Below are 23,232 nucleotides of genomic sequence, written 5' to 3' on the forward strand. Positions count from 1 at the left end.
GATACTAAGTACTAGATACTTGAATCTTATTTAATCATAGCTTCCCAAAGTATCTCTACCGGATGCATCGCCTTTCGTCCCGTACCGTCAGCTATTTGATGTCGGCAGGATGTCCCGGGCGCGGCTAATAACGTATCTTGATCCGTATTTCTTACCGCTGGAAACAGCACCAACTCCCCTACTTGCTGAGAAACCTCAAAATGTTCTTCCTCATAGCCAAAAGAACCTGCCATACCGCAGCAACCGCTTGGGATGATTTCCACGGAATAGTTGGCTGGTATGGAAAGAATCTTTTGAGTCCAGGAAACTGAAGAAAGGGCCTTTTGATGACAATGCCCATGCAGCTTGATCTTTTGGGATTTGGAGGTAAAGGAGTCGGCTTTGATATTTCCAGCAGCTATTTCCTGACCTAAGAATTCATCAATCAGCTTAACATGGAATTTCAATTTCTTAGCAGCAGGAACCAAATCTGGACTAACGATTCGTGGATATTCATCCCGGAAGCTTAAAATTGCCGAAGGTTCCAGGCCAATTAAAGGCGTATTTGCATCTATCAAATCCTCGAAAATTCGCACATTGGCTTCTGCATGTTTTTTGACTTTTGGCAAAAGACCTTTGGAAAGCGCTGAGCGGCCACTTTCCTCGTGATCGATGATTTTCACCTCATAACCCAGTTTTTTCAATAGGGAAATCGCCTTAATCCCAATTTGAGTATCGTTGTGATTGGTAAATTCATCCACAAAGAAATAAACTGATTTGATGGTTTTTGCTGACCCTGCCAGAGATGGATAATGCTTTTTGTACCACTTTCTTAAACTAATCGGGCTGATTTCCGGGAGATTTCGGCTTGGAGCTACATGCAAAAAAGACTTCATCAAACCACCAGTCAGTGAGTTTTTCAAAAAGAAATTGGCGATTCCCGGCATTTTAGAGCCTAGCTCATTCAATTCATTGATGTATGCAAAGGCTTTTGAACGAAGCGGAACTCCATGTGTTTTTTGGTATTGATAAAGGAATTCGGCTTTCATGCTTGCCATGTCCACATTGGAAGGACACTCGGCCGTACATCCTTTGCAACTCAAACAGAGATCCAAGGCCTCCTTGATCTCTGGATGATCAAATGCATTTTCCTTTTTGTCCAAAGCAAGGAATTCACGAAGCGTATTTGCTCTACCTCTGACTGTGTCTTTTTCATTTCTAGTAGCCATGTAAGATGGACACATAGTCCCACCCGAACCTGGCAGTTTCCTGCAATCTCCAGATCCATTACACTTTTCAGCCATTCGTAGAATCCCACCAACACTGGAAAAATCAATAACTGTGTCCTGCTCAGGAGTTTTCATCCCAGGCTCATAGCGCAGGAATTTGTTCATCGGAGCAGCATCTACGATTTTTCCGGGATTGAAAATGTTTTTCGGATCCCATGTGTATTTGATCCTTCGGAAAAGCTCATAATTCTTTTCTCCAACCATCAGCGGTATAAAAGCAGCCCTTACTCGCCCATCTCCATGTTCTCCGGAAAGAGAACCTTGATACTTTTTGACCAGTTTGGCAGAGGCAAGTGAGATATTGTAAAAGTCCTCCACATCCTGGATTTTTTTCAAATCCAAAATAGGACGAAGGTGGATTTCCCCTGCTCCCGCATGCGCATAATGAACCGGCTTTTGATTAAAGCCCTCCATCATTTCATCGACTTCGGCTATGTAATCAGCCAAGTCCTCAATATCCACTGCCGTATCCTCAATGCAGGCCACGGCTTTTGCATCACCGGGAATATTCGCCAATAAACCCAAGCCTGCCGATCGAAGTGCCCAAGCTGAAGAGGTTTTATCCGGACCAATGATAGGATACGCATATCCAAAGCCAGATTTTTTCAAATCAGCAATCAAGGCCTCCCCTTTAGCCATCGCTTCCTCTATGGTCTTTCCTCGAAACTCAATCATTAGAATCGCCTCAGGATCTCCCTCTACGAAATAGCGGTTTTTGGAATATTCAATGCTTTCCTTCGTGCAATCGAGAATGATTTTATCCATCAATTCCACGGCAGTAGCCGGATGCTTCATAGCAACCTGAGATGATTTCATGCTTTCATGAATCGTCTCAAAATGTGCAGCCACTACGATATCAATAGGATCCGGAAGCGGGTCTAGGCTGATTTTTATTTCTGTAGTAAAGGCCAAGGTTCCCTCTGAACCTGTCAATAGTTTACAGAAGTTGAACTTCTCATTTCCTTCAAAAAACTCTGCTTTCAACAGTTCATCCACCGCATAGCCGGTATTTCGGCGATGGATAGACTTTTTCGGGAATTGAGCATGGATTTCTTCCCTGATTTCAGGATTGTTGAGTTCGTCAAAAATCTGACGATAGATGGCCCCTTCCAGGTCTTTTTGCCCGCATTTTCTATCAAACTCATCCTGAGAGATTTCTCCAAAAATGACCTTATTCCCATCGCTAAGGATGGTATTCAGAGAAATAACCTTATCTCGAGTCACGCCATAGACAATAGAAGTGGTCCCTGAGGAATTGTTTCCCACCATTCCACCAATCATTGCTCGATTGGCGGTGGAAGTGATCGGGCTGAAAAAGAGGCCATGAGGTTTGAGAAAGCGATTCAACTCGTCACGAACAACCCCAGGCTGTACTCGAACCCATCTTTCTTCTTTATTGAATTCCAGAATCTGTGTGAAATACTTAGAGACGTCGACGACGATGCCGTTTCCCACGCATTGCCCGGCTAGCGAAGTACCCGCTGTTCGGGGAATTAGGGAAGTGCCGTGCTCAGTGGCAAATTGAATAAGTTTTTGGATATCCGACTCAGATTTCGGAAAAGCCACTGCTAAAGGCATCTCGCGATAAACCGACGCATCAGTTGCATAAAGCGTTTTCGTGAGTCGGTCAAAATGCAAACTACCCTCCAATTGAGCGGCAAGTTTTTCCAACAAAGGCAATAGGTTAGGCTGGTCTGAAAGCATGGGATAAAAATAGCTTTATGACTAGAATAAAGAAACGGAGTGAATAGAAATAAAAGGGATAATCTATTTATATATGCCAGTTTGAAAATTAAGTCCATCTAGCTTTTCTTTGTCCAAAAGCTAAAACCCATGTTCTTCTACCTCTCCCAGTTTTTAAGTTTTTTGGCTATGCCTTTGACCATCGTGCTGATTTTGATACTTGGGGGTACAATCTTTTTCCGAAGGAAATGGGGCAAAAAGTTGCTTTGGGCCGGCATCGGACTTTTGCTCTTTTTCACCAATCCTTTCCTTTCCAATTTGGCTTTATTGGCTTGGGAACCTGATTTTAAGTCTTTTGAAGAAATTGAAAACCATGAAATAGGCATTGTTCTCACCGGAGTTACCAATATGAGCAAAACAGCTTATGATCGGACTTTTTTCAACAAGGGAGCTGACCGCATTACCCATGCCCTCCAACTCTACCGCATGGGCAAAATCAAAAAGATCCTAATCACTGGCGGACAGGGACTTAATCCTGTAAATTCTCAGACAGAAGCTGAATTACTCAAGCGCTTTTTAATGATGACAGGAATGCCGGAATCTGATATTCTAATTGAAGATCAGGCAAAAAATACGGCTCAAAATGCTCAGTTTTCAAAGGAATTTTTGGAACAAAAGGGATTCGATACCAATCAGAAATTTCTTTTGATTACATCTGCTTTTCACATGTATCGGGCGAAGGGCTGTTTTGATAAAGTCGGGTTGAATACCGAAACATTTCCCGTGGATTATTATTCTCACGATGTCAAATACGACATTCCTTCCTTGTTATTTCCCGATCCTTTTTCATTGGAATATTGGACAAAACTTTTCAAGGAATGGATTGGGATTGTGGTTTATAAGTTGGTGGGCTATATGTAATTGAGACAATCAGAACCTTCGACTCCAGATCCAATCCCATTTCCAGCCTTTTTGCTCCAACAATATTGGATGATAAGCCATTGCTGCCTTTGCTGTAGGTGCATCAAAAAATCGTTGATCATCTGTCAAAACAGCCTTTTGGTTTCCCTGCTCATCAGTCCAAATTAAATCCATAACCGCTGAAGGTATTTTTCGGGAATAATGGGAATCTTCCTTCTCAAGCCTGGATTTCAAACTCCAGTCGATTTCAAAACCTTTTGCTAAAATTTCAGGAATAGGAATATCTGGATCCGTACTTTGTGTTTTTATCCAATGCAAGAATTCACGCAACAAACTCAAACCGGGATTTTTCAATTGGTTAGGTCTAAAATCTTCAGGTTCAATTGAACTGATCACATGGAGCATTTTTCGTGAACGGGTGATAGCTACATTCAAGCGATTTTCAGCTCCTGATTTACCCAACAATCCAAAATTGGTTACCAGTTTGCCTTCTCGATTCGGTGCATATCCCAAAGACAAAATCACCTGATCAAACTCATCTCCTTGTACATTTTCAATATTCCTGATTTTGATTCCTTCACCCTGAATTCCTGCATCCCAAAGAGTCTCACGAATCAATTCCATTTGGAAATAATTCCCTGTCACGATCCCAATGCTATCATTAGGCTTTTGGGATTTGATTTTTTTCACTCGCTCCAAAACTGCATCCGCCTCCATTCTATTCACCTGATTCTCCCAAATCCCCTCCACTTTTTTCCAGGTAAATGGGGTTTTTCCAGCCTTGATTGTCTCATAATCCGGTAAGGTTTCCAGCCGATTTCCGTAGAAATGAGAATTGGAAAAATAAATTAATCCGGGGTCTGCAGATCGATAATGCCCACGTAAATTGAGATTTTCAAAGAAATGAGAAGCCAATTCCAATAATGATTCCGCCTCATATTCCAATCCTTCTTCATCTCCTTCCCACTTAATCTGATAAAAATCTGACGGACGAAGCTGCTTGGAATCGCCTGCAATGACCACTTGCTTCCCCCTCAGCATAGCCGGAAGTCCTCGCTCAACCGGACATTGGGAAGCCTCATCGAAAATCACCAAATCCACAACCTGCTCATCAGGAAAAACAGCAGAGATGGTTTCGGGACTTCCTAGCCAACAGGGCATCACTCTAAAAACCTCTTCTCCCAACTCCTCAATCAGTTTCCGGATTGGCCATCTTTGACGCTTCTTAGAAACCTGATGGTGCAACTCTCTATAGGTAATTCGGTTGCCCAATCGGTTATATTCCAGATGTTCACAAACTTGTTCCCGAACTTTCAACAAAGCTAGATGCTGAGAATTTTGACGTTTTTTGATCAATGAATCCTTTAGCTCTTGCATTTCTTGAACCAAAGTCAAAGAGCCTAATTGTGCTAAATCAGGGTATTTTGCTTCCAAAAATCCAATCCAAGCAAGTCGCCAACTATTCCAAAAAACTTGAAGTTTGTTTTCAAAACTACTTTCCGAAAAATCATTTGAAAGCTGAAACCCTAATTCCTTGAATTGCCAGTTTTCCAAAAAGTGATCAAAGGCTTTTAATTCTGAAAATACCTTCGGCCAGTTCAGCGGATTTTCCGGAAATGCGGACTTCAATCCCTTTGAAATAATTTCTTGTACATGTTCCAGACTGAGCCAATTTTTCCAAGAAAAAATCTGAGAATGAATGTTCTGATCTAGGTTTTGAAATGAATTAAAATTCTCTGAAAATTCAGAAAAATCCATTGAAGACCAATTCGCCCAATTTTGAATAGCCTCTAATGCATTCCAAGAATGATTCCAGTTCAACAACTTATCTATTTGCTGCAAGTCTTTGGAAAAATCCCCAGAAGGCTTGAAGAAAGTACTTTCAGGTAAATCTAAAATCAACTTTTGGATTTCGATTCTTGACTGACATTCCTGTTGAATTTCTTCTAAAACTCCAGTCTGAAATTTCATTCCCTCTTGATTCAAAATTTGGGAAAGAAGCGGAAAATCATTTTTTGAAAAGTGAATCTTTAATTTGCCCCAAAAGGACTGACTTTGAGGTAAGGCTTGGAACAGTTCTTTCTGTAGTGCTTCCAAATTTTCAGGTAAAGAATATTTCCAGGAATCTGATGCTTCTTTTGCTTTAAGAAGAACTGATTGGATGAGACGTAAATGCTCCTTTTGTTCGGAATTAAAAATCAACTTGAAGCTATTTTCCTTGTCAGGTAAGTTTTGAAAGGCTTTTGAAAGCTCCTGAACCTTGTCATTAAAATCAATCTCTACCCATTTTACAGCAATCAATTCCAAAATAGGTTTGCCTTGAAATGATTCAGGAATAGTTGATCGAAACTTTTCTAATTCAAGCAGAATATTTGAGATCAAGGAAAAGTCTGAAATATCCACCTTCGAAAATGAGATTCTTTTTTCCCAGAAGCTCTTTTTAAACTTTTCTTGGTATTGCTCAAAAATCTTAAAATCCTGTTCGAATTTTCCTGCCTGCTCAGCATTCATTTGAGTAAGGCTTGGATGCGAAAAATGTGGATCTTGAACACTTGCTTCTAGGTACAATGCCTTGACAGGAATACCTGCCTCTACATCGCTAAAAAGAGCTTTTCTCAAGTCTTCAAACTTTTCAGCCAACCTCGAAATAGTCTTAGAAAGTTGGAAAAGCTCCCGTTCCAATTGAATGGCATCAATTCCCCGATTTTGATTTTGGTAATCCTCAATGGATTCTATTTGGTTGCGGATTTTTTCAAAAAGGCCTTTTTGGTCAGCTTTAAAATCATGAACCAGAGCCAAAAAAGGCCCGAATCCCATTTTTTCTAAGCGCTCATAAACTACATCTAAGGCCGCTCGCTTTTGAGATACGACAAGAACCTTCTTCCCTCGAGCAATAAAATCTGATACTAGGTTAGCGATCAACTGGGATTTACCAGTTCCGGGAGGACCTTGAACCACCAAACTTTTCCCTTGACGGACTTTGGTTAAAGCTAACTCTTGAGATGCATCCAAAGGAAAAACAGGAAAAAGATTCTCTTCCCGAATTTCAGATTCTTGACTTTTAGTGGAATAAAAATCCTGAAACAAGTCTTCTAATGAAGCGCTTGGATATTGCTTTAGCAGCTTTTCATAATCAGAAAAAAGGAAGCTTCCTTTTTGAGCAAATTGTCCTAAAACGGCATAAGACTTCAAGCTAATTTTCCCTTCTGAAAACTGATGCTGATCTAGTGCTAGTTGTGAATTTGGAAAAGGAATCAGTCGATCTTCTAATAAATTTGACTGAACTTGAATCGCTATGTTTTCGGGAATAATTCTAGCAAGAGCGGTTCGAAATTCCAAAGGGTCTTTCGATAAGTTTTCCAGCAAATCATCAGTTAAATTTTCCGAGAGATCCTGCTTAGTCGCATGTCTCCATGCAAGAAAAAAGGCCGGATTCCATTGCCAGTTTCCTTGAACTTGAAGTCTCCACTCCCCTTTTTCTTTTTTTAATTGAATTGATTTCAGTAGCAAAGGAGCCCTTACCACTTGCCCATTTATCAATTTGCCTTCCGCAAAAAGCCAGGTCAGGTAAAGGCTTTGTTCACCTGTTTCCTCTTGGGTCAATTGATCCCGAAAGGCCATTCTTGCTAATGATTTGGAAAGCTGATTGACCTCTCCTAATCGGGAATCAAATTCGGGTAAAATTGAAATTTCCTTTTTCCCCTGAATCAGTTTTCTAATAATCTCAAAGGAGGATTCTCCATTCAAAAAATCGAGACTCATCAAATCGATCATTCCAGCCCCTTCAAGCTTAGGCAAATACAAAGACCTATTTTTGGTAGACAGGTCTGTCAGCCGATGGAGGTAAGTTTGGAATATCGATTCTGGCATTTATTTAAATGGCGAGTCTTTTTCTTTTGCCATTTGATTATAGACAATTCCGTCGAGAATTCCCGGCATCCATTTATTCAAAAACACCGCTAATTTTCCCTGAGAGGTCAAAACGATATCCCGCTTTCGTTTTACAGTTGCTTTCAAAATATGCTCTGCGACCTCTTCAGAAGTCATCATCTTTGATTCATCTCGGGGAGATTCTCCTTGAGAAGAACCATCAGCAGTTAGGGCAGTATTTCGAATATTTGAGGCCGTAAATCCAGGAGCAACTACCAAAACGTGAACTCCCTTTTTCATCACTTCCGTACGGAGTGCTTCAAAAAATCCATTCATGGCATATTTACTAGCAGTATAAGCTGTTCGGGCAGGAGTTCCTCTATAACCATTGATAGAAGAAACGCCTATAATTGAGCCTTTGGATTCCAAAATTGCAGGAAGACAAAACTTGGTAGCATAAACGGTTCCCCAAAAATTGGTATCCATCACTTTTCGAAAAACTTCCAAGTCTAAGTCCTGAAATAAAGCGCGCATTGAAATTCCTGCGTTATTGATGAGTACATCTATCCTCCCAAAGTGCTCCAAAGTCTCTTTGGCCATGCGCTGATTATCAGCTTCAGAAGCAGCATCAGCCAAAATTGGAAGGACATCAAAACCTTTGTTCTGGAGATATGCAGTTGTTTGATCTAGTTTTTTAGGGTTTCTTCCTGTGATTGCCAATTTGGCCCCTTCCCTTCCAAAAACCTCTGCACAGGCTTCACCGATTCCGGATGTGGCACCGGTAATGATTACAACTTTGTCTTTGAATTTCATGGATAAAATTTGTTGGGTAAAGATAGGGATTAGGAAGGAAAGGACGAATCGGAATCAAATCGCCCTTTTTCCCTAATTTTGCAGCCATGTCGAGAAAAATGAAAAATAAAGTCATCACCAACCTACTGATCGAGCGAATCGCTTCAGAAGGGAAATGTGTGGGATATCATGAGGGAAAGGTGGTTTTTGTCTCCAATGTTGCTCCCGGAGATATGGTTGATGTACGAATTACACGTGGAAAAAGCTCCTTTATGGAAGGAGAAGCCATCAATTTTCATGAATACTCCAAAGACCGAATCGATCCTTTCTGCTCTCATTTTGGGGTATGTGGGGGTTGCAAGTGGCAGCACATCAATTATGACCTTCAAAAGAATTACAAGCGACAGCAGGTCGTAGATCAATTTCAGCGAATTGCCAAAGTTCCCATTCCCGAAGTGGCTCCTATTCTTGGCTCTTCAGAAACAAAATATTATCGAAACAAGCTCGACTTTACATTTTCAAATTCTAGGTGGCTTACCCGAGAGGAAATCAACTCTGGGAAAGAATTTGAGCGAAATGCTTTGGGGTTCCATATTCCAAAAATGTTTGACAAGATCGTCGATATTGAACACTGCTATTTGCAAGGAGGAATATCCAATAATGTTAGAAACTCACTACGGGAATTTGCTTTGAGCAATCAGTTGAGTTTTTACGATATACGTAATCAGGTTGGGCTACTAAGAAATCTAATCATTCGAACAACAAGCATGGGACAGACCATGGTTATTGTTCAGTTTGGAGAAAATGATCCAGAGTCTATTCCAATGGTGATGGAATTTTTGAAAAATAAATTCCCTGAAATCACGTCACTTCTCTACGTCATCAATACAAAAGGGAATGAAACTTTCCACGATTTAGAAATCGTAAACTATGCAGGCTTGCCCTATATCGAGGAAGAAATGGAGGGTTTGAAATTTAGAGTTGGCCCAAAATCTTTTTATCAAACCAATTCCAAGCAAGCCTACGAGTTGTATAAAGTCGCAAGGGATTTTGCTGAATTAAAGGGAGATGAAGTGGTCTATGACCTTTATACAGGAACAGGTACCATTGCCAATTTTGTAGCAAAAAATGCAAAGCAAGTGATAGGAGTGGAATATGTTGAAGCGGCGATCGAAGATGCGAAGCTAAATTCTCAAATCAATGGAATAGAGAATACCTTATTCTACGCTGGCGACATGAAGGATATTTTGACAGAGGATTTTATCTCAAACCATGCAAAGCCTGATGTGGTCATAACTGACCCTCCACGGGCTGGTATGCATGAAGATGTGGTAAATATGCTTTTGCGCCTGGAATCGCCAACTATAGTCTATGTTTCCTGTAATCCAGCCACGCAAGCTCGTGATGTGGCTTTGCTTGCTGAAAAATACCAAGTGGAACGAATTCAGCCTGTGGATATGTTTCCTCAGACCTACCATGTTGAAAATGTTGTACGCTTAACACTCAAATCATGATTTCTGATTTCAACGATCCAGAATTGAACGGGAAATATTTGGGAACTATTTCCAGTGACTTTGTCAAAATCTCAGATGTATTAAAGGAGGCTGCTTACCAAGTCAAGTCAAGAGGATTTTCTGATTTTCCCATTTTTCCTATTTCTAAAGAGAAGCAACCCATAGGTCAGCTTTTTCTAGGAAAAGAAGAAAAGAATCTTGAGTGGAATTATTACATCACTTACATAGACGAATTCGTCCAACGAAAACTGGTAGCAGAAGATGCTCTGGAAGATTTCAAAAAAGCCTACAAAGATCCAGATGAATTCTGCTGTCTTTTTGTAATGGATGGGGCATTTACAAGTTTTGTGTATATCCCTTATCCTGAGGAATAAACAAAACGAATCAAAAAAATATAAGCCGTGATTGAAGCGAATCACGGCTTTTTTTCGTCCCAAAAAAAACAAAATAATTAAACCACTATGATTAAATCCACAGTAACTCAATTTCATTCTTTCAAAATCAAATTAGCTGCATTCGCTTCGATCGCTATTTTGGGTACTTCCTGTCTGAATGATATAGACACCCCAGTAAGTACTCCTGCAGCTTATGTTTCCATTTATCAAAGCTCGCCGGACGCACCAGATATGGAAATTTTCGCAGATGCAAATCGAGTAACTTCTCAGCCTTTGGGTTTTTCGGAGTTTATTGCTTACAGCCCTTTCTTTACAGGCGAGCGACTATTTCGTTTTCTAAACTCTTTAAATGGAGGAACCCTTCTAGAAAAGAATTTTCAGCTCGAAGTAGATGAAATTTACTCCGTGTTCGTTTTGGACCATGCAACAAGCCTTGATGCAAAGCTTGTCAAGGATGGATGGGAAGACCCAAAAGCAGACTTTGCTCAAATCCGATTCGCTCACCTTTCTCCTGATGCTGGAGAAGTATATGTTGAATTTTCAGAACTGGAAACGCCCATTTCGCCAAATACAGTGTTCAAGGATGTGACCGGATTTATTGAGGTAGAAACTGGCACCTATGATATTCTGATCAAATCCGTGGAAAACGGTGAAACCATTATGGAAATCAGCGAGGTGGAAATCAGAGAAAAAAACGTCTACACCCTACTGCTGAGAGGTTTATATGAAGAACCATCAAATCCAAATTCACTAGACTTACAATTAATTACCAACTATTTTGATTTATAAACCACAATTGGGAGCAATCCTGTTTAAAGTCAGATTAGGCGGAGTCGAAATGTAGTTGTTGAAACAACAAACCTCGACTTCGCTCAGTCTGATTAAAACACTTTTTTTACTTCCTGTATTTACTTTTTCCCTGACATAAAATTCACCTTGAAGGTTGCTCCAACCATCCCCGGGTTCTCTACAAAACCAGAAAAATCTGTCATCGGCAAATTATAAAAAGGCATAAAGACGTAATTCACTTGCTCATTTTGAAAAACTCGAAGATTCAGTCCGAGATTAAACGTAGCAAAAGGATAAAAACGCTGATTTGAACTTTCTAAACTCGTTTTCTGAACAACTGATTCCTGTCTTACGACAGCGCTATTTATTCCATTTCCAGAAACCACAACTTGCCGATTAACAGTCGACTCCAAATCAACCTCTTGATTAAAGGAATAGATATTCGAAAAGCCTGCCCGAAGAGAAACTGAACGACTTCGATTAAGTGGATATTGAACAAAAATTGGGAGCTCAAGCTGGGCCTGACTTAAAGTGATTTTATCTTGGCTCGGAGCAATGGAACTCGCAAACATATTTCCTGGACTTGAGGAAAATTGACTCTGTTGATTGAGGGAGTTTATGGCTAAACCAGTCCCAATTTGGAGTTTGTCTGAAACCTCCATAGCCATTGCCATACCCAGCCCCAAACTATTACTCGTCACTTCTGTATTTTGGCTAGTACTACTTCCTCCAAAAGCCGGAGAAAGTCCAACTTCCCAACCTAATTTGGAATCCTTGTCAGAAGTTTTGATAACGGGATAATTATTGAATGCATATTTTGGAAACTCAGTTTCTGGAGCTTTTGGAGAAAAAGCTAAATGAAATTGATCAAGACTTGGTTTTTCAACTTCGAATTCCAATACATCTAAAATTCTCTGCTCAATATTTGAAAAGTCCTCAACCCTAGTCTCGGCAAGAAAAACAAAATTCTCATCTCCATTAGATGTTACTTTTGAATCAGCCCTGTCAATTGTGTTTGTTTCCTGATCGAATTCATTTTCATTAGTTACCCCCAGGTCAGTCATTTGATTCCTTTGGGAGCTTTTATCAGTTTCTGAAAATTCCTGAATGGAAAGAGACATATCACTTTCTGTCCTTCTTCCCTCGGTTGCTTGAGTTTCGGAAGAAATAGAACCGGATTGATTTTTTTCCGAAAGCGTATTGGCCAATTCAAATTTTGACATATCAGCATTTCCAAACCACCACCAAGCCATTCCTATCACAAGAGAGGCAGCTATACCAGCAGAAATCAGTTTCCACCATGGAAGCACTCCTCCTTTTCGTTTTTTATCAAAGGCCTCCCAAGCCCCTATTTCGTAAGGATGAAAGCTCTCCTCCTGATGTTTTTTGAGGGAATTTGCTATTTCTTGAGCTAGCTTATCTTCCTGCATATTCTTTCAAATGAATGTGAACTAATTGACGCAGTCGGGATTTGGCGCGAGCCAAATACACTCGGGAAGAGCTTTCTGTGATTCCAAGCTTTTCTCCTATTTCGCGATGACTGTATCCTTCTACTTCATATAAATTAAAGACCAATTTATGGTCCTCCGGTAGCTGCTGCAGCAATTTGATCAAATCTTCATAGGCCAAAGCGCTCAGTGCATGAACCTCATGATAGACCTCATTTTGCTCAGTGATATCTTGCTGCATGGCGTATTTTTTATTTTTTCGAAACCAATCAATAGCAGCATTCACAGTGATTCGTCTCAGCCAGGCTTTGACCGACTGATATCCATCCAGGCTTTCGATAGAGGCAAAAAATTTCAAAAATGAATCATGAACTATCTCCTTTGCCAAGTCAGAATCTTTGGCATAGGACAAACTGATACTCATGACATAGCCATAGTATTTTTTAAAAAATAACTCTTCATGCTTGGGTGATTGACGTTTGCAACCGTCAATCAACTCCTCGTCAGACCAATTCAACAGTATAGAATTCTACAATGGATTAATTAACGTTCCTCTATTGTGTTTGGGTTTAGATTTGAATCATCACTTTATCTGGTACGATTATATTTTATCGTACGCTACATCAGGATAAAAATTTTCCAATTCTATTTCTTATAAAACAAATGTGAAGGTTCATTTTTTTTCTCAAATAAAAAGCCACTCCGTATCGGAGTGGCTTAGTTTAGCTTGATTTTAATTTCAAATTATCGGATGAAAAGCATCTCACGATACTTAACCAAAGGCCAGCTTTCATCATCCACAAGCAATTCCAATTTGTCAACTGCATAGCGAATTTTATCAAAGAAAGCTTCTTTAACTTCCTTCTGATAGCCTTTTGCACGATTGATTACGTCTTCCTCTTTATTGAGCTTACGACGCGCATCAATCATAGCATTTACATTAGCTTTCAATGATTCAATATGCTTCGAAACTTCCTTAATTGTTTCAACAGCAGCTGAATTATCTAATCCAAGTCCCTTCAAGCCGTTGGCATTTTGGATCAACTTATTTTGATAAAGAATGGCAGTAGGAATTACGTGATTCAAGGCAAGGTCACCCATTACACGGCTTTCAATTTGCACCTTCTTCATAAAATTTTCCAACATGATCTCATGACGGGCATGAACCTCTAGTGCATTCATTACATTATGTCTTGCAAAAAGATCCTTGGTGGACTTTTTAGTATAAACATCCAATGCATCAGGCGTATTCTTCAAGTTGGAAAGACCACGCTTCGCAGCTTCCTTCTCCCACTCCTCTGAATAACCATCTCCCTCGAAACGGATCTTCTTGGAATCCTTAATGTACTTTCTAAGAACATTGACAATGGCAATTTTCTTCTCATGTCCGGCATCCATTTCTTTTTGGATATCCTTAGCCATTTGCTGAAGAACCTCAGCTACAATTACGTTCAAGGTAGCCATTGGACCAGCTGAGTTGGAGCTAGAACCTACTGCACGGAACTCGAATTTATTTCCTGTGAACGCAAATGGAGATGTTCTGTTACGGTCTGTGTTATCAAGAATGATTTCAGGAATCTTGGAAATACCAAGCTTCATATACATGTTGTCACCCTTCTCGATCTTGATGTTTCCATTTTTCTCCAACTCATCCAATACTCCGGTCAAGGTCTCTCCCAAGAAAACAGAAATGATTGCAGGAGGTGCTTCGTTAGCTCCCAAACGGAAATCGTTACCAGCAGAAGCGATACTTGCTCTAAGCAGATCTGCATTGTCATAAACAGCCTTTACAGTGGCTACCAAGAAAGTCAAGAATTGAAGATTTTCTCGAGCTGAATTGCTTGGCTGGAACAAGTTAACACCGGTATCAGTGATCAAAGACCAGTTATTGTGCTTACCAGAACCGTTTACGCCAGCAAATGGCTTCTCATGCAACAACACTTTCAAGCCGTGCTTTTCAGCTACCTTATCCATCAAATCCATTAACAATTGGTTGTGGTCAACTGCCTTGTTGATTTCTTCGAAAACTGGTGCAACTTCAAACTGACCTGGAGCCACCTCATTGTGTCTTGTTGAAACCGGAATTCCCAACTTGTGAGCTTCGATTTCAAAATCCATCATGAAATCCTTCACGCGAGTTGGGATAGAACCAAAGTAATGATCCTCCAACTGCTGCCCTCTTGCTGGATTGTGACCGAATACTGTTCTTCCCGCCATTACCAAGTCAGGACGAGCAGCAAACAAAGCCTTATCTATCACAAAGTACTCTTGCTCTACGCCTAGAGAAGGAGATACTTTACGAACGTTTCGATCAAATAACTGACAAATAGCTACAGCTGCTTCATTCACAGCCTCCAATGATTTCAACAAAGGAGTTTTATAATCCAAAGCCTCTCCAGTGTAAGACACGAAGATGGTAGGGATACAAAGGGTTTTGTCAAAAATGAAAATTGGAGAAGAAGGATCCCAAGCGGTATATCCTCTCGCTTCAAAAGTGGAACGAATACCACCGTGAGGGAAAGAAGATGCATCAGGTTCTTGCTGAACTAATGCTGATCCTTTGAATTTTTCCAAACCTGCATGTGCATCGAAGAATGAATCGTGCTTCTCTGCAGTGGAACCAGTCAATGGCTGGAACCAGTGGGTGTAATGAGTTACACCTTTAGATAAGGCCCAAGTCTTTACGGCAGAAGCAACTTCTTCTGCTGTAGCCGTATCGATTTTGGATCCCTTATCGATAGCTTCCATCACTTTTTTGAAAACGGATGGAGCCAAAGACTGCTTCATTTGATTGATCCCAAAAACATTGGTTCCGAAGAAGTCAGAGATTTTTGGAGCAGGAGCTTCTACTTTTACCCGTGGTCTGGTTTGTACCATCGCAAGGGATTGTTGTCTTAATGTTGCCATATCTACAATAGTGGTTTAAAATATTACCCACAAAAATAGAAAAATACTGACTTGAAAAAGCTTTTGACCGTTTTTTAGAGCAGTTTTTTAAAAAAATTACACTTTTTTCAATGGATCATGTGTTTTTTGAACCCAAAATCGGAATTTTTTATGCTTTTGAGTCCAGATTTTACAAAATTGAAAACAAAAGGAGATTGATTACCTTTGCAGTCTCATTATCAGAAGGGAAATTGTGAAAAAAGTCGCCTTTTATACACTGGGTTGTAAGCTAAACTTCTCCGAAACCTCCACGATTAGCCGTCAATTTGAAGACAGAGGTTATCAAAAAGTGGATTTTCAGGAGAATCCGGACATTTTCATTATCAACACATGCTCTGTGACCGAAAACGCAGACAAAAAGTGTAAGAAAATTGTCAAGGAGGCTAAAAAGATTTCCCCTAACTCTTATGTGGCCATTATCGGTTGCTATGCTCAATTGAAACCGACGGAGATTTCAGAAATCCAAGGCGTGGATGCAGTTTTGGGTGCAGCTGAAAAATTCCGCCTTCTAGAATTATTGGGTGATTTTGCTAAAGAACAGGAAGCTAAAGTCTTGGCAAGTGAAATTTCAGAAGCAAAATCCTTTAATAACGCATACTCAATCAATGACAGAACCCGGACTTTTCTGAAAGTTCAGGATGGATGCAATTATGGTTGTGCGTTTTGTACAATTCCACTTGCACGTGGAAAGAGCCGAAGTAATACCATTGAATCCGTGTTGGAAGCTGCAAGAGAAATTTCCGCTACTGATGTGAAAGAAGTTGTTTTGACTGGAGTCAATATTGGGGACTTTGGGATCGTAGATGGAAAAAGACAGGAGCGATTTGCGGATTTGGTTTTTGCTTTGGATGAAGTGGAAGGAATCGATCGATTTAGGATTTCCTCCATCGAGCCAAATTTGTTAACCAATGAGATCATTGAATTTGTGTCCAAATCCAAGCGCTTTGTGCCTCACTTCCACATTCCCCTTCAATCAGGATCTAATACGATTCTTCGTAGGATGGGGAGACGCTATCTGCGGGAATTATATGAAGATCGAGTTTCCAAAATCAAAAGATTAATGCCGCATGCTTGTATCGGTGTAGATGTGATTGTTGGGTTCCCGGGTGAAACAGATGAGTTGTTTTTGGAAACCTACAACTTCCTCAATGAACTCGATATTTCCTATCTCCATGTCTTCACCTATTCTGAAAGAGCAAATACCCGAGCTGTGGAAATGGATAGAGTCGTTCCCATGAAAAAACGAAACGAACGCTCCAAAATGCTTCGGATTCTTTCTGAGAAAAAGCGCAGAAAATTCTATGTGGAGAATCTAGGAAAAACTTACACGGTTCTTTTTGAAGAAGATATTGAGGATGGAAAAATGCATGGTTTCACAGAAAACTATATTCGCGTTGCTGCGAAATATGACCCAATGCTCATTAATGAGACCAAATTAGTCACGCTTGACCAAATCAATCCATCTGGAAATGTAGAAGTTCTTGAGCCAGAGATGGTTTATGAAAAACATTGATAAAGTTGGCTTGAAGCCCCATTTATAAGATCTAACACTAATATCATCACTTTTAAATATTTATATTCCAAGAAAGAGTAGCATCACATGGCGTTCCTCTTTTCTTTTTCAATCTCTACTTATCTGCTATCAAAAAATTGCTAAAAAGCCTTCTTTACCTTTCCCCTATTTTTTTTATAAATTCAGCTCATACTTAAATGAATTTTTTGTGAGCAAACATACTTTGACAATCATCAAGGATGAACCGTGGCTGGAACCCTTCGCTCCAGCCATACAAAGCCGATTAGAGCGATATCATAAAGCCATACATGCTATTAACGAATCCATGGGAAGCATCCTGGAATTCGCCAATTTTCACACTTATTATGGAATTCATTTCGAACCTGTTCGGAATGGTTGGATTTATCGGGAATGGGCTCCTGCCGCACGCCAATTGTATTTGATGGGTGACTTTAATTGGTGGGATCGAAATTCCCATCCAATGAAACGGAATCATCGAGGTGATTGGGAAATTTTCCTCCCATACGATCAATATAAGCACACTTTTGTTCACCAAAGCAAAATCAAAGTGCGTGTCGTTGATGCCCAAGGACGTGACCTAGACCGAATTCCTGCCTATATCACAAGAGTGGTTCAGGATGAAAAAACGCATGATTTCACAGGGCAACTTTGGTTTCCTGATGAAGAATTTGAATGGGCAGATTCTGATTTTTCTTTAAAAGAAATAGCTCACATGCCTCTTATTTATGAGTGCCATGTAGGAATGGCTCAGGAAAAACTCGGAGTAGGAACTTACAAGGAATTTGAAAAAAGCATCCTTCCGCGAATCAAAGATGCTGGCTACAATGCCATTCAAATGATGGCAGTTATGGAACATCCATACTATGGATCCTTTGGCTACCATGTTTCCAACTTCTTTGCTCCCTCCTCTCGCTTTGGCACTCCTGAAGAGCTCAAGTCTCTGATTAATACTGCTCACCAAATGGGAATTGCGGTAATCATGGATATCGTTCATTCTCATGCTGTAAAAAATGTGAATGAAGGATTGAATGAATTTGATGGAAGTGACCATCAATATTTTCATCCCGGAGAAAGAGGCTACCATGAAGGCTGGGATTCAAAGCTCTTTGACTATGGGAAATGGGAAGTTCAGGAGTTCCTCTTATCCAATATCCGCTATTGGATGGATGAGTTTCATTTCGATGGATTCCGATTTGATGGAGCTACTTCCATGCTCTATCACCACCATGGACATACCTCTTTCGATTCAGCAGAAAAATACTTTGATGAAGGAGTAGATCAAGATGCACTACTTTATTTCCAATTAGCCAATACCTTGATTCACCAATTGAATCCCGATGCTATTTCTATAGCAGAGGAAGTAAGCGGGATGCCAGGACTTTGCAGAAAAATCGAAGATGGAGGAATCGGTTTTGATTTTAGGTTAGCTATGGGAATTCCTGACTATTGGATTAAGACCCTCAAGCATAAACTCGACGAGCAATGGGACTTGTTTGAATTATGGCATGAACTGACCAACCGGCCCAAAAAGGAAAAATCAATCGCTTATGCTGAAAGCCACGATCAAGCGCTAGTTGGAGACAAATCCTTGGCCTTTTGGCTGATGGATAAAGAAATGTACACTTCCATGTCAGTTCTTGAACAGAACCTCGTCGTGGATCGGGGGATTGCAATTCACAAATTGATTCGAATGCTCACCCTTTCATTAGGAGGGGAAGGTTATTTGAATTTTATCGGGAATGAATTCGGACATCCGGAATGGGTAGATTTCCCAAGAGAAGGAAATAATTGGAGCTATCAATATGCCCGAAGGCAATGGTCCTTAGTAGACACCCCTCATCTTCGCTATCAACAATTGGACGCATGGGATAAGGCCATGATTCATTTGGCTAGAAAATATGAACTCTTAGCACAGCCACATGCGACGCAATTATACTTGGAACCTAATAAGAAAATCCTTGCCTACGAACGTGGCGAACTAGTCTTTACCTTTTCCTTCCATCCTACTGATTCCTATTTTGGATTCCCTATGCCAATGCCAAAAGCTGGAGATTATCAGATCATTTTGCATTCTGACCAAAAGGAATTTGGTGGCTTCGAACGATTGGATAAAAAGCTTATATACCCTACGGATAAGGAAAATAAAGTATCGCTTTACATTCCAAACCGGGTGGTGATGGTATTGAAAAGAAAGAAGTAAAAAGCTAGAATTGATCATTTCAGACTTTTCTACACCAATATGAGTATATCAACTTCTTAATAATTCAACCCCATATGGATGAAAAAGAACTTGCTGAATTCTTATGTAAGTAAACTGCTTGAATCAATCGAAAAGCAGCTTTCATCCTATCTGAAAGAAAAAGACCCCGAATGTCTTCATAAGCTTCGGGTGGAAATCAAAAAAATCAAAGCCATCAATTCCTTCGCTCGAAAAATCTACGAGCGAGATTTCAATTCTGAATTACTCAAGCCTTTATTTAAAAAAGCAGGGGAAATCAGAGAGACAGAATTGACTATTCAACTTCTCAAATCACTTTCACCCTCTCCGAATAACCTTATTTCAAAAGCTGAGTCCCAAAAAAGCGAACTTGTGCTTCAATTTTTAAGCTCTGGGTCAGAATATTTCCAAGCAATTTCGGAATACAGGAATGAACTTAGATTTCCTGAAAAACTCGGAGATAAAAAAGTCATCAAAGAATTCTTTGACAAGGCGAAAGATAATGCTCAAAAAATCCTTCTAGGATATGATCGAGAAGGAATGCATACCTATCGAAGAAAAATCAAAAACCTGGTCTACATCTACGACGTCCTACCCAAAAAACTGCAAGAGGAAATTGATTTAGATAAAAAGCTAATCCTAAAGCAACAACATCAACTTGGGGAATGGCATGACTTATATGTTGCAGTTCAGATTCTTTCTAGCCTTAAAATCTCCAATGGTGCACAAGAATCCATCGAAAAACTGAAGGTAGGTGAGGAAGAACAATTCCGAATAGTCCTTGAGAAAATCAGATCGAAATTTCAATTATGATTGATACTGAAAGCTAGGGACTTCGAACTAATCAGGACTCCTACTTTTTAATTCCCTACCTTAAAGGGCTAAATCACTTCTGCTCAATCCCACTCACCATGAAAAAAAGCATTTTTGTAGTTTTACTTTTATTGACAAATCTATTCCCAGCTTATTCTCAAAGCCCGGAAGAATTCATAATCGGAACTAGACACCAAATTTTTTCGAATGTTTTAGAAGAGGAAAGATCCTATTGGGTGAGTTTGCCTCAATCCTATCATTCACCCTACTCTTCCTATAAAGAATACCCTATACTAATTATCCTAGATGGAAACGCCTTCTTTAGACATATTTCAGGAATGGTGGATTTCATGAGTGCTGATTCCTATAGGAACAGACGTATTCCAGAAATGATAGTCGTAGCAGTTGAGAATGTAAATAGAAATCGAGATTTTACTCCAGATAAAATAATCACTCGTAGACCTAATGATTTTGGCGGAGGAGATAATTTTTTGAGATTTCTTGAAGAGGAACTGATTCCAGAAATAGATCAAGAATACCGCACAATCCCTTATCGAATTCTTTTTGGCCACTCACTTGGAGGCTTATTGGCTACGCACGCATATATGAAGGAAAACACTCTTTTTAATGCTTTTATCGCAGCGGACCCAAGTCTAGGTTCCTGGGATGCTGAGACCATGGATCAGAAACTTGAAAAGCTGACACAAAACTCTTTTGATCGATTTATCTATATAGCTACTGCGAATTGGGGTAAAAGAAACATTCGCAACCGAGATAGACATGTGCGATTATATGAATCCTTTCATGCAAAAAGTGAGGTTGAATTTCCGGGAGAATTAGAATATTTTGAAGATGAAAATCATGCCTTGGTTCCTTCTATTGCATTTTACAAGGGGATCTCTTCGGTTTTTGAGGGATATGGTATCGATTATCGGGAAATTCAAAATGTAGATCAGTTACACAAACATTTTTCTATTCTGTCCGATCGCCTTTCTTTCCAATTTCTTCCAACTGAAGCACTTGTAAATCAATTGGGTTACAGCTTTTTGAGAAGGAATGATGAAACAGAAAAAAGAAAAGCAATTGAGTTTTTTCAATTGAACACTAAAAATTATCCCAGATCCTATAATGCCTTTGATAGTTTGGCTGAAGCTTTTGAAGGTGTCGGAGATACGGATAAAGCAATCATAAACTATCAGAAATCCCTTGAGCTTAACCCTAATAATAGCCATGCTTCCGAGAGAATAGCTACTCTGGAAGCATCAAAAAACTAAATGCAATCAATGGAATCCAAATCAAGGCTTATATTCATATCCATCCTTTCACTAATCCTTCAACCTGTTTTGGCTCAAGAAACCATTTGCCTTTCACCTACCCAATCTCACAAAATTGATTCTGAGTTTTTAAAGGAAACCCGTGAATATTGGGTTGCACTTCCTCTGAATTACTCTGACTCGATTTCTTACCCAGTTATCTTTGTATTAGACGCTGAATGGAGATTTGAATTGGTTCGGCAGATCGCCTTTGATCTAGGTGGCCATCACAAAATAGATCGATCAATAATTGTTGGGATCCCTCATATAGAAGTTGAAAAGAAAAGAGGACAGGATTTAACATTTAGCCATTCCAAGATTGAATTCGATGGGGATATAGTGGACTGGTACGATGACAGCAATTCAGGCGGAGCAGAAAAATTTTATGATTTTCTCACCAAAGAACTGATTCCTGATCTATCAAATAATTATCCAATAAATAATCATCATACGCTGATTGGTCATTCCTATGGAGGATATTTCGGGGCCTATATATTAGATCGTCAACATCCTTTTGAAATACTCCATTTGTACGATCCTTCTATTTGGTATAGTGATGGCGAGGTTACTCGAAAGCTAAAAAGCAACCCATCGATTAAACCTGTAAAAATCCACCTTACCTACCAAGGTAAGCCTGCTTTTCATCGAGAAAAAATAGAAGAATTCATCCAAGAGCTAGAAAAACAAAAAGAAAGCATCTCTCTTTCGGTTGAATTTTATGAACTTGAAAATCATTTTTCTATTTTTCTAGATAGCTTTTACAAGGGAATTCAACTGACAAATCACCCAGAAAAGAAATAGTTTTTTAAAGACCAGAGAATTATGAAAGGAGTCACAAGCATACTAATCTTCGCTCTCTTACTTTCAATTGGTTGCCAACCCCTTAAGCTCCCTGAGGAAAAATATTATCAGTTTTTATTCAAAAAAGATCATACCTATGAAAACGATGAGCTCCAGATCAGGCTTTCAAATCCAGTCATGGCTCCTCTTCGTGTGTGGTTGAGCACATCATATTCTCCCCTTCAAGACAAATTTGACGCGCTAAACCCAATTGTAATCCAAGAAAAGCAAGACACACTTTTGATTTTTTCTGAACTCATGGAATTTCAAGATGACATTGCCTACAAAATTTCTTTAGGAGATCCATACAAGGAAATCGAAGACACTTCTATCGAGCTCCCTTTTCCGAAAGGAAAATCATATAAAGTCATTCAGGGAAATAACACCAATTTTACCCATAGTTCAAATTACTCTCGCTACGCCTTAGATTTCAAATTTCAAATAGGCGATACCGTGGTCTCAGTTTCGGATGGCTATGTGGTAGGTGTGATAGATCAATACGAGCAAGGAGGACCTGATCCCGCATGGAGACCTTACAGCAACTTCATCACAATCTATGACCGAGAATCAGGTCGTTTTTTCCAATATGTACATTTGAAGCAAAATGGAAGTCTTGTCAAGGTAGGGGATCAAATAAGTAGCGGGCAACCTATCGGCTTATCTGGAAATACAGGACAGACAACCGAGCCTCACCTTCATTTCAACTGTCTGAAGCCTATAAATGCTGAGGGTGAGATGATTTCCCACCCTGTAGAATTTGTAGAAGGATACGATGGAAAAAAGATCAAAAAGGGAGATGTTCTAAGAAAATAAACTCTTTTTTTAGCAATCCATCCATCTTTGAAGGGGATAAAATAGACAGATAAAAAATTCCATTGGGGTAAAGAG

General features: G+C 39.7%; 16 protein-coding genes. 10 read left to right on the plus strand and 6 right to left on the minus strand.

The window, feature by feature from the left end; genetic code table 11:
• Nucleotides 1–26: 26 nt before the first annotated feature.
• On the minus strand, nucleotides 27–2,972 hold the full coding sequence (locus NY014_RS05335) for an FAD-binding and (Fe-S)-binding domain-containing protein (RefSeq protein ID WP_259413517.1): 2,946 nt from the start codon (nucleotides 2,970–2,972) through the stop codon (nucleotides 27–29).
• A gap of 129 nt (nucleotides 2,973–3,101) precedes the next feature.
• On the opposite strand from NY014_RS05335, the gene NY014_RS05340 reads away from it, so the two are divergent.
• Complete coding sequence (locus NY014_RS05340) at nucleotides 3,102–3,872, plus strand: YdcF family protein (RefSeq protein WP_259413518.1); 771 nt, start codon at nucleotides 3,102–3,104, stop codon at nucleotides 3,870–3,872.
• 9 nt (nucleotides 3,873–3,881) lie between these two features.
• On the opposite strand, the gene NY014_RS05345 is transcribed toward NY014_RS05340, so the two are convergent.
• On the minus strand, nucleotides 3,882–7,742 hold the full coding sequence (locus tag NY014_RS05345; protein ID WP_259413519.1) for an AAA domain-containing protein: 3,861 nt from the start codon (nucleotides 7,740–7,742) through the stop codon (nucleotides 3,882–3,884).
• Complete coding sequence (locus NY014_RS05350) at nucleotides 7,743–8,555, minus strand: SDR family oxidoreductase (RefSeq protein WP_259413520.1); 813 nt, start codon at nucleotides 8,553–8,555, stop codon at nucleotides 7,743–7,745. It abuts the gene before it with no gap.
• Between the two features lie 86 nt (nucleotides 8,556–8,641).
• On the opposite strand from NY014_RS05350, the gene rlmD reads away from it, so the two are divergent.
• The 3 genes from rlmD (at nucleotide 8,642) to NY014_RS05365 (ending at nucleotide 11,232) form a co-directional block, all read left to right on the plus strand.
• Complete coding sequence (rlmD, locus tag NY014_RS05355) at nucleotides 8,642–10,048, plus strand: 23S rRNA (uracil(1939)-C(5))-methyltransferase RlmD (RefSeq protein ID WP_259413521.1); 1,407 nt, start codon at nucleotides 8,642–8,644, stop codon at nucleotides 10,046–10,048.
• On the plus strand, nucleotides 10,045–10,422 hold the full coding sequence (locus tag NY014_RS05360; RefSeq protein ID WP_259413522.1) for a hypothetical protein: 378 nt from the start codon (nucleotides 10,045–10,047) through the stop codon (nucleotides 10,420–10,422). Before rlmD ends, NY014_RS05360 begins: the two co-directional genes overlap by 4 nt.
• An 87-nt stretch (nucleotides 10,423–10,509) precedes the next feature.
• Nucleotides 10,510–11,232, plus strand: a complete 723-nt coding sequence (locus tag NY014_RS05365; RefSeq protein WP_259413523.1) for a DUF4397 domain-containing protein — start codon at nucleotides 10,510–10,512, stop codon at nucleotides 11,230–11,232.
• Nucleotides 11,233–11,351: 119 nt separating this feature from the next.
• On the opposite strand, the gene NY014_RS05370 is transcribed toward NY014_RS05365, so the two are convergent.
• The 3 genes from NY014_RS05370 to NY014_RS05380 all read right to left on the minus strand — a co-directional run bounded on the left by NY014_RS05370 (nucleotide 11,352) and on the right by NY014_RS05380 (nucleotide 15,587).
• Nucleotides 11,352–12,662 carry a hypothetical protein gene (locus tag NY014_RS05370; protein WP_259413524.1) on the minus strand — a complete coding sequence of 437 codons (1,311 nt, stop codon included), beginning with the start codon at nucleotides 12,660–12,662 and terminating at the stop codon, nucleotides 11,352–11,354.
• Nucleotides 12,649–13,197, minus strand: coding sequence for an RNA polymerase sigma factor (locus NY014_RS05375; protein ID WP_259413525.1), 549 nt, complete (start codon nucleotides 13,195–13,197; stop codon nucleotides 12,649–12,651). The genes NY014_RS05370 and NY014_RS05375 overlap by 14 nt, the downstream gene beginning before the upstream one ends.
• Before the next feature lie 227 nt (nucleotides 13,198–13,424).
• A complete protein-coding gene (locus tag NY014_RS05380) occupies nucleotides 13,425–15,587 on the minus strand; it encodes a glutamine synthetase III family protein (protein WP_259413526.1) in 2,163 nt (720 codons plus the stop codon).
• Nucleotides 15,588–15,819: 232 nt separating this feature from the next.
• On the opposite strand from NY014_RS05380, the gene mtaB reads away from it, so the two are divergent.
• From mtaB to NY014_RS05410, 6 genes are all read left to right on the plus strand, one after another.
• Nucleotides 15,820–17,139 carry a tRNA (N(6)-L-threonylcarbamoyladenosine(37)-C(2))-methylthiotransferase MtaB gene (gene mtaB / locus NY014_RS05385; RefSeq protein WP_259413527.1) on the plus strand — a complete coding sequence of 440 codons (1,320 nt, stop codon included), beginning with the start codon at nucleotides 15,820–15,822 and terminating at the stop codon, nucleotides 17,137–17,139.
• A 208-nt stretch (nucleotides 17,140–17,347) separates the two neighbouring features.
• Complete coding sequence (locus NY014_RS05390) at nucleotides 17,348–19,360, plus strand: alpha-amylase family glycosyl hydrolase (RefSeq protein ID WP_259413528.1); 2,013 nt, start codon at nucleotides 17,348–17,350, stop codon at nucleotides 19,358–19,360.
• Between the two features lie 78 nt (nucleotides 19,361–19,438).
• A complete protein-coding gene (locus NY014_RS05395) occupies nucleotides 19,439–20,191 on the plus strand; it encodes a CHAD domain-containing protein (RefSeq protein ID WP_259413529.1) in 753 nt (250 codons plus the stop codon).
• Between the two features lie 98 nt (nucleotides 20,192–20,289).
• Nucleotides 20,290–21,465: an alpha/beta hydrolase-fold protein gene (locus NY014_RS05400; protein ID WP_259413531.1), complete on the plus strand. Its 1,176-nt coding sequence runs from the start codon at nucleotides 20,290–20,292 to the stop codon at nucleotides 21,463–21,465.
• A 9-nt stretch (nucleotides 21,466–21,474) separates the two neighbouring features.
• On the plus strand, nucleotides 21,475–22,305 hold the full coding sequence (locus tag NY014_RS05405) for an alpha/beta hydrolase (protein WP_259413532.1): 831 nt from the start codon (nucleotides 21,475–21,477) through the stop codon (nucleotides 22,303–22,305).
• A 21-nt stretch (nucleotides 22,306–22,326) separates the two neighbouring features.
• Complete coding sequence (locus NY014_RS05410) at nucleotides 22,327–23,157, plus strand: M23 family metallopeptidase (RefSeq protein ID WP_259413533.1); 831 nt, start codon at nucleotides 22,327–22,329, stop codon at nucleotides 23,155–23,157.
• The last annotated feature ends 75 nt before the right edge of the window (nucleotides 23,158–23,232 follow it).

This window comes from Algoriphagus limi (assembly GCF_024919275.1).
GTDB lineage: Bacteria > Bacteroidota > Bacteroidia > Cytophagales > Cyclobacteriaceae > Algoriphagus > Algoriphagus limi.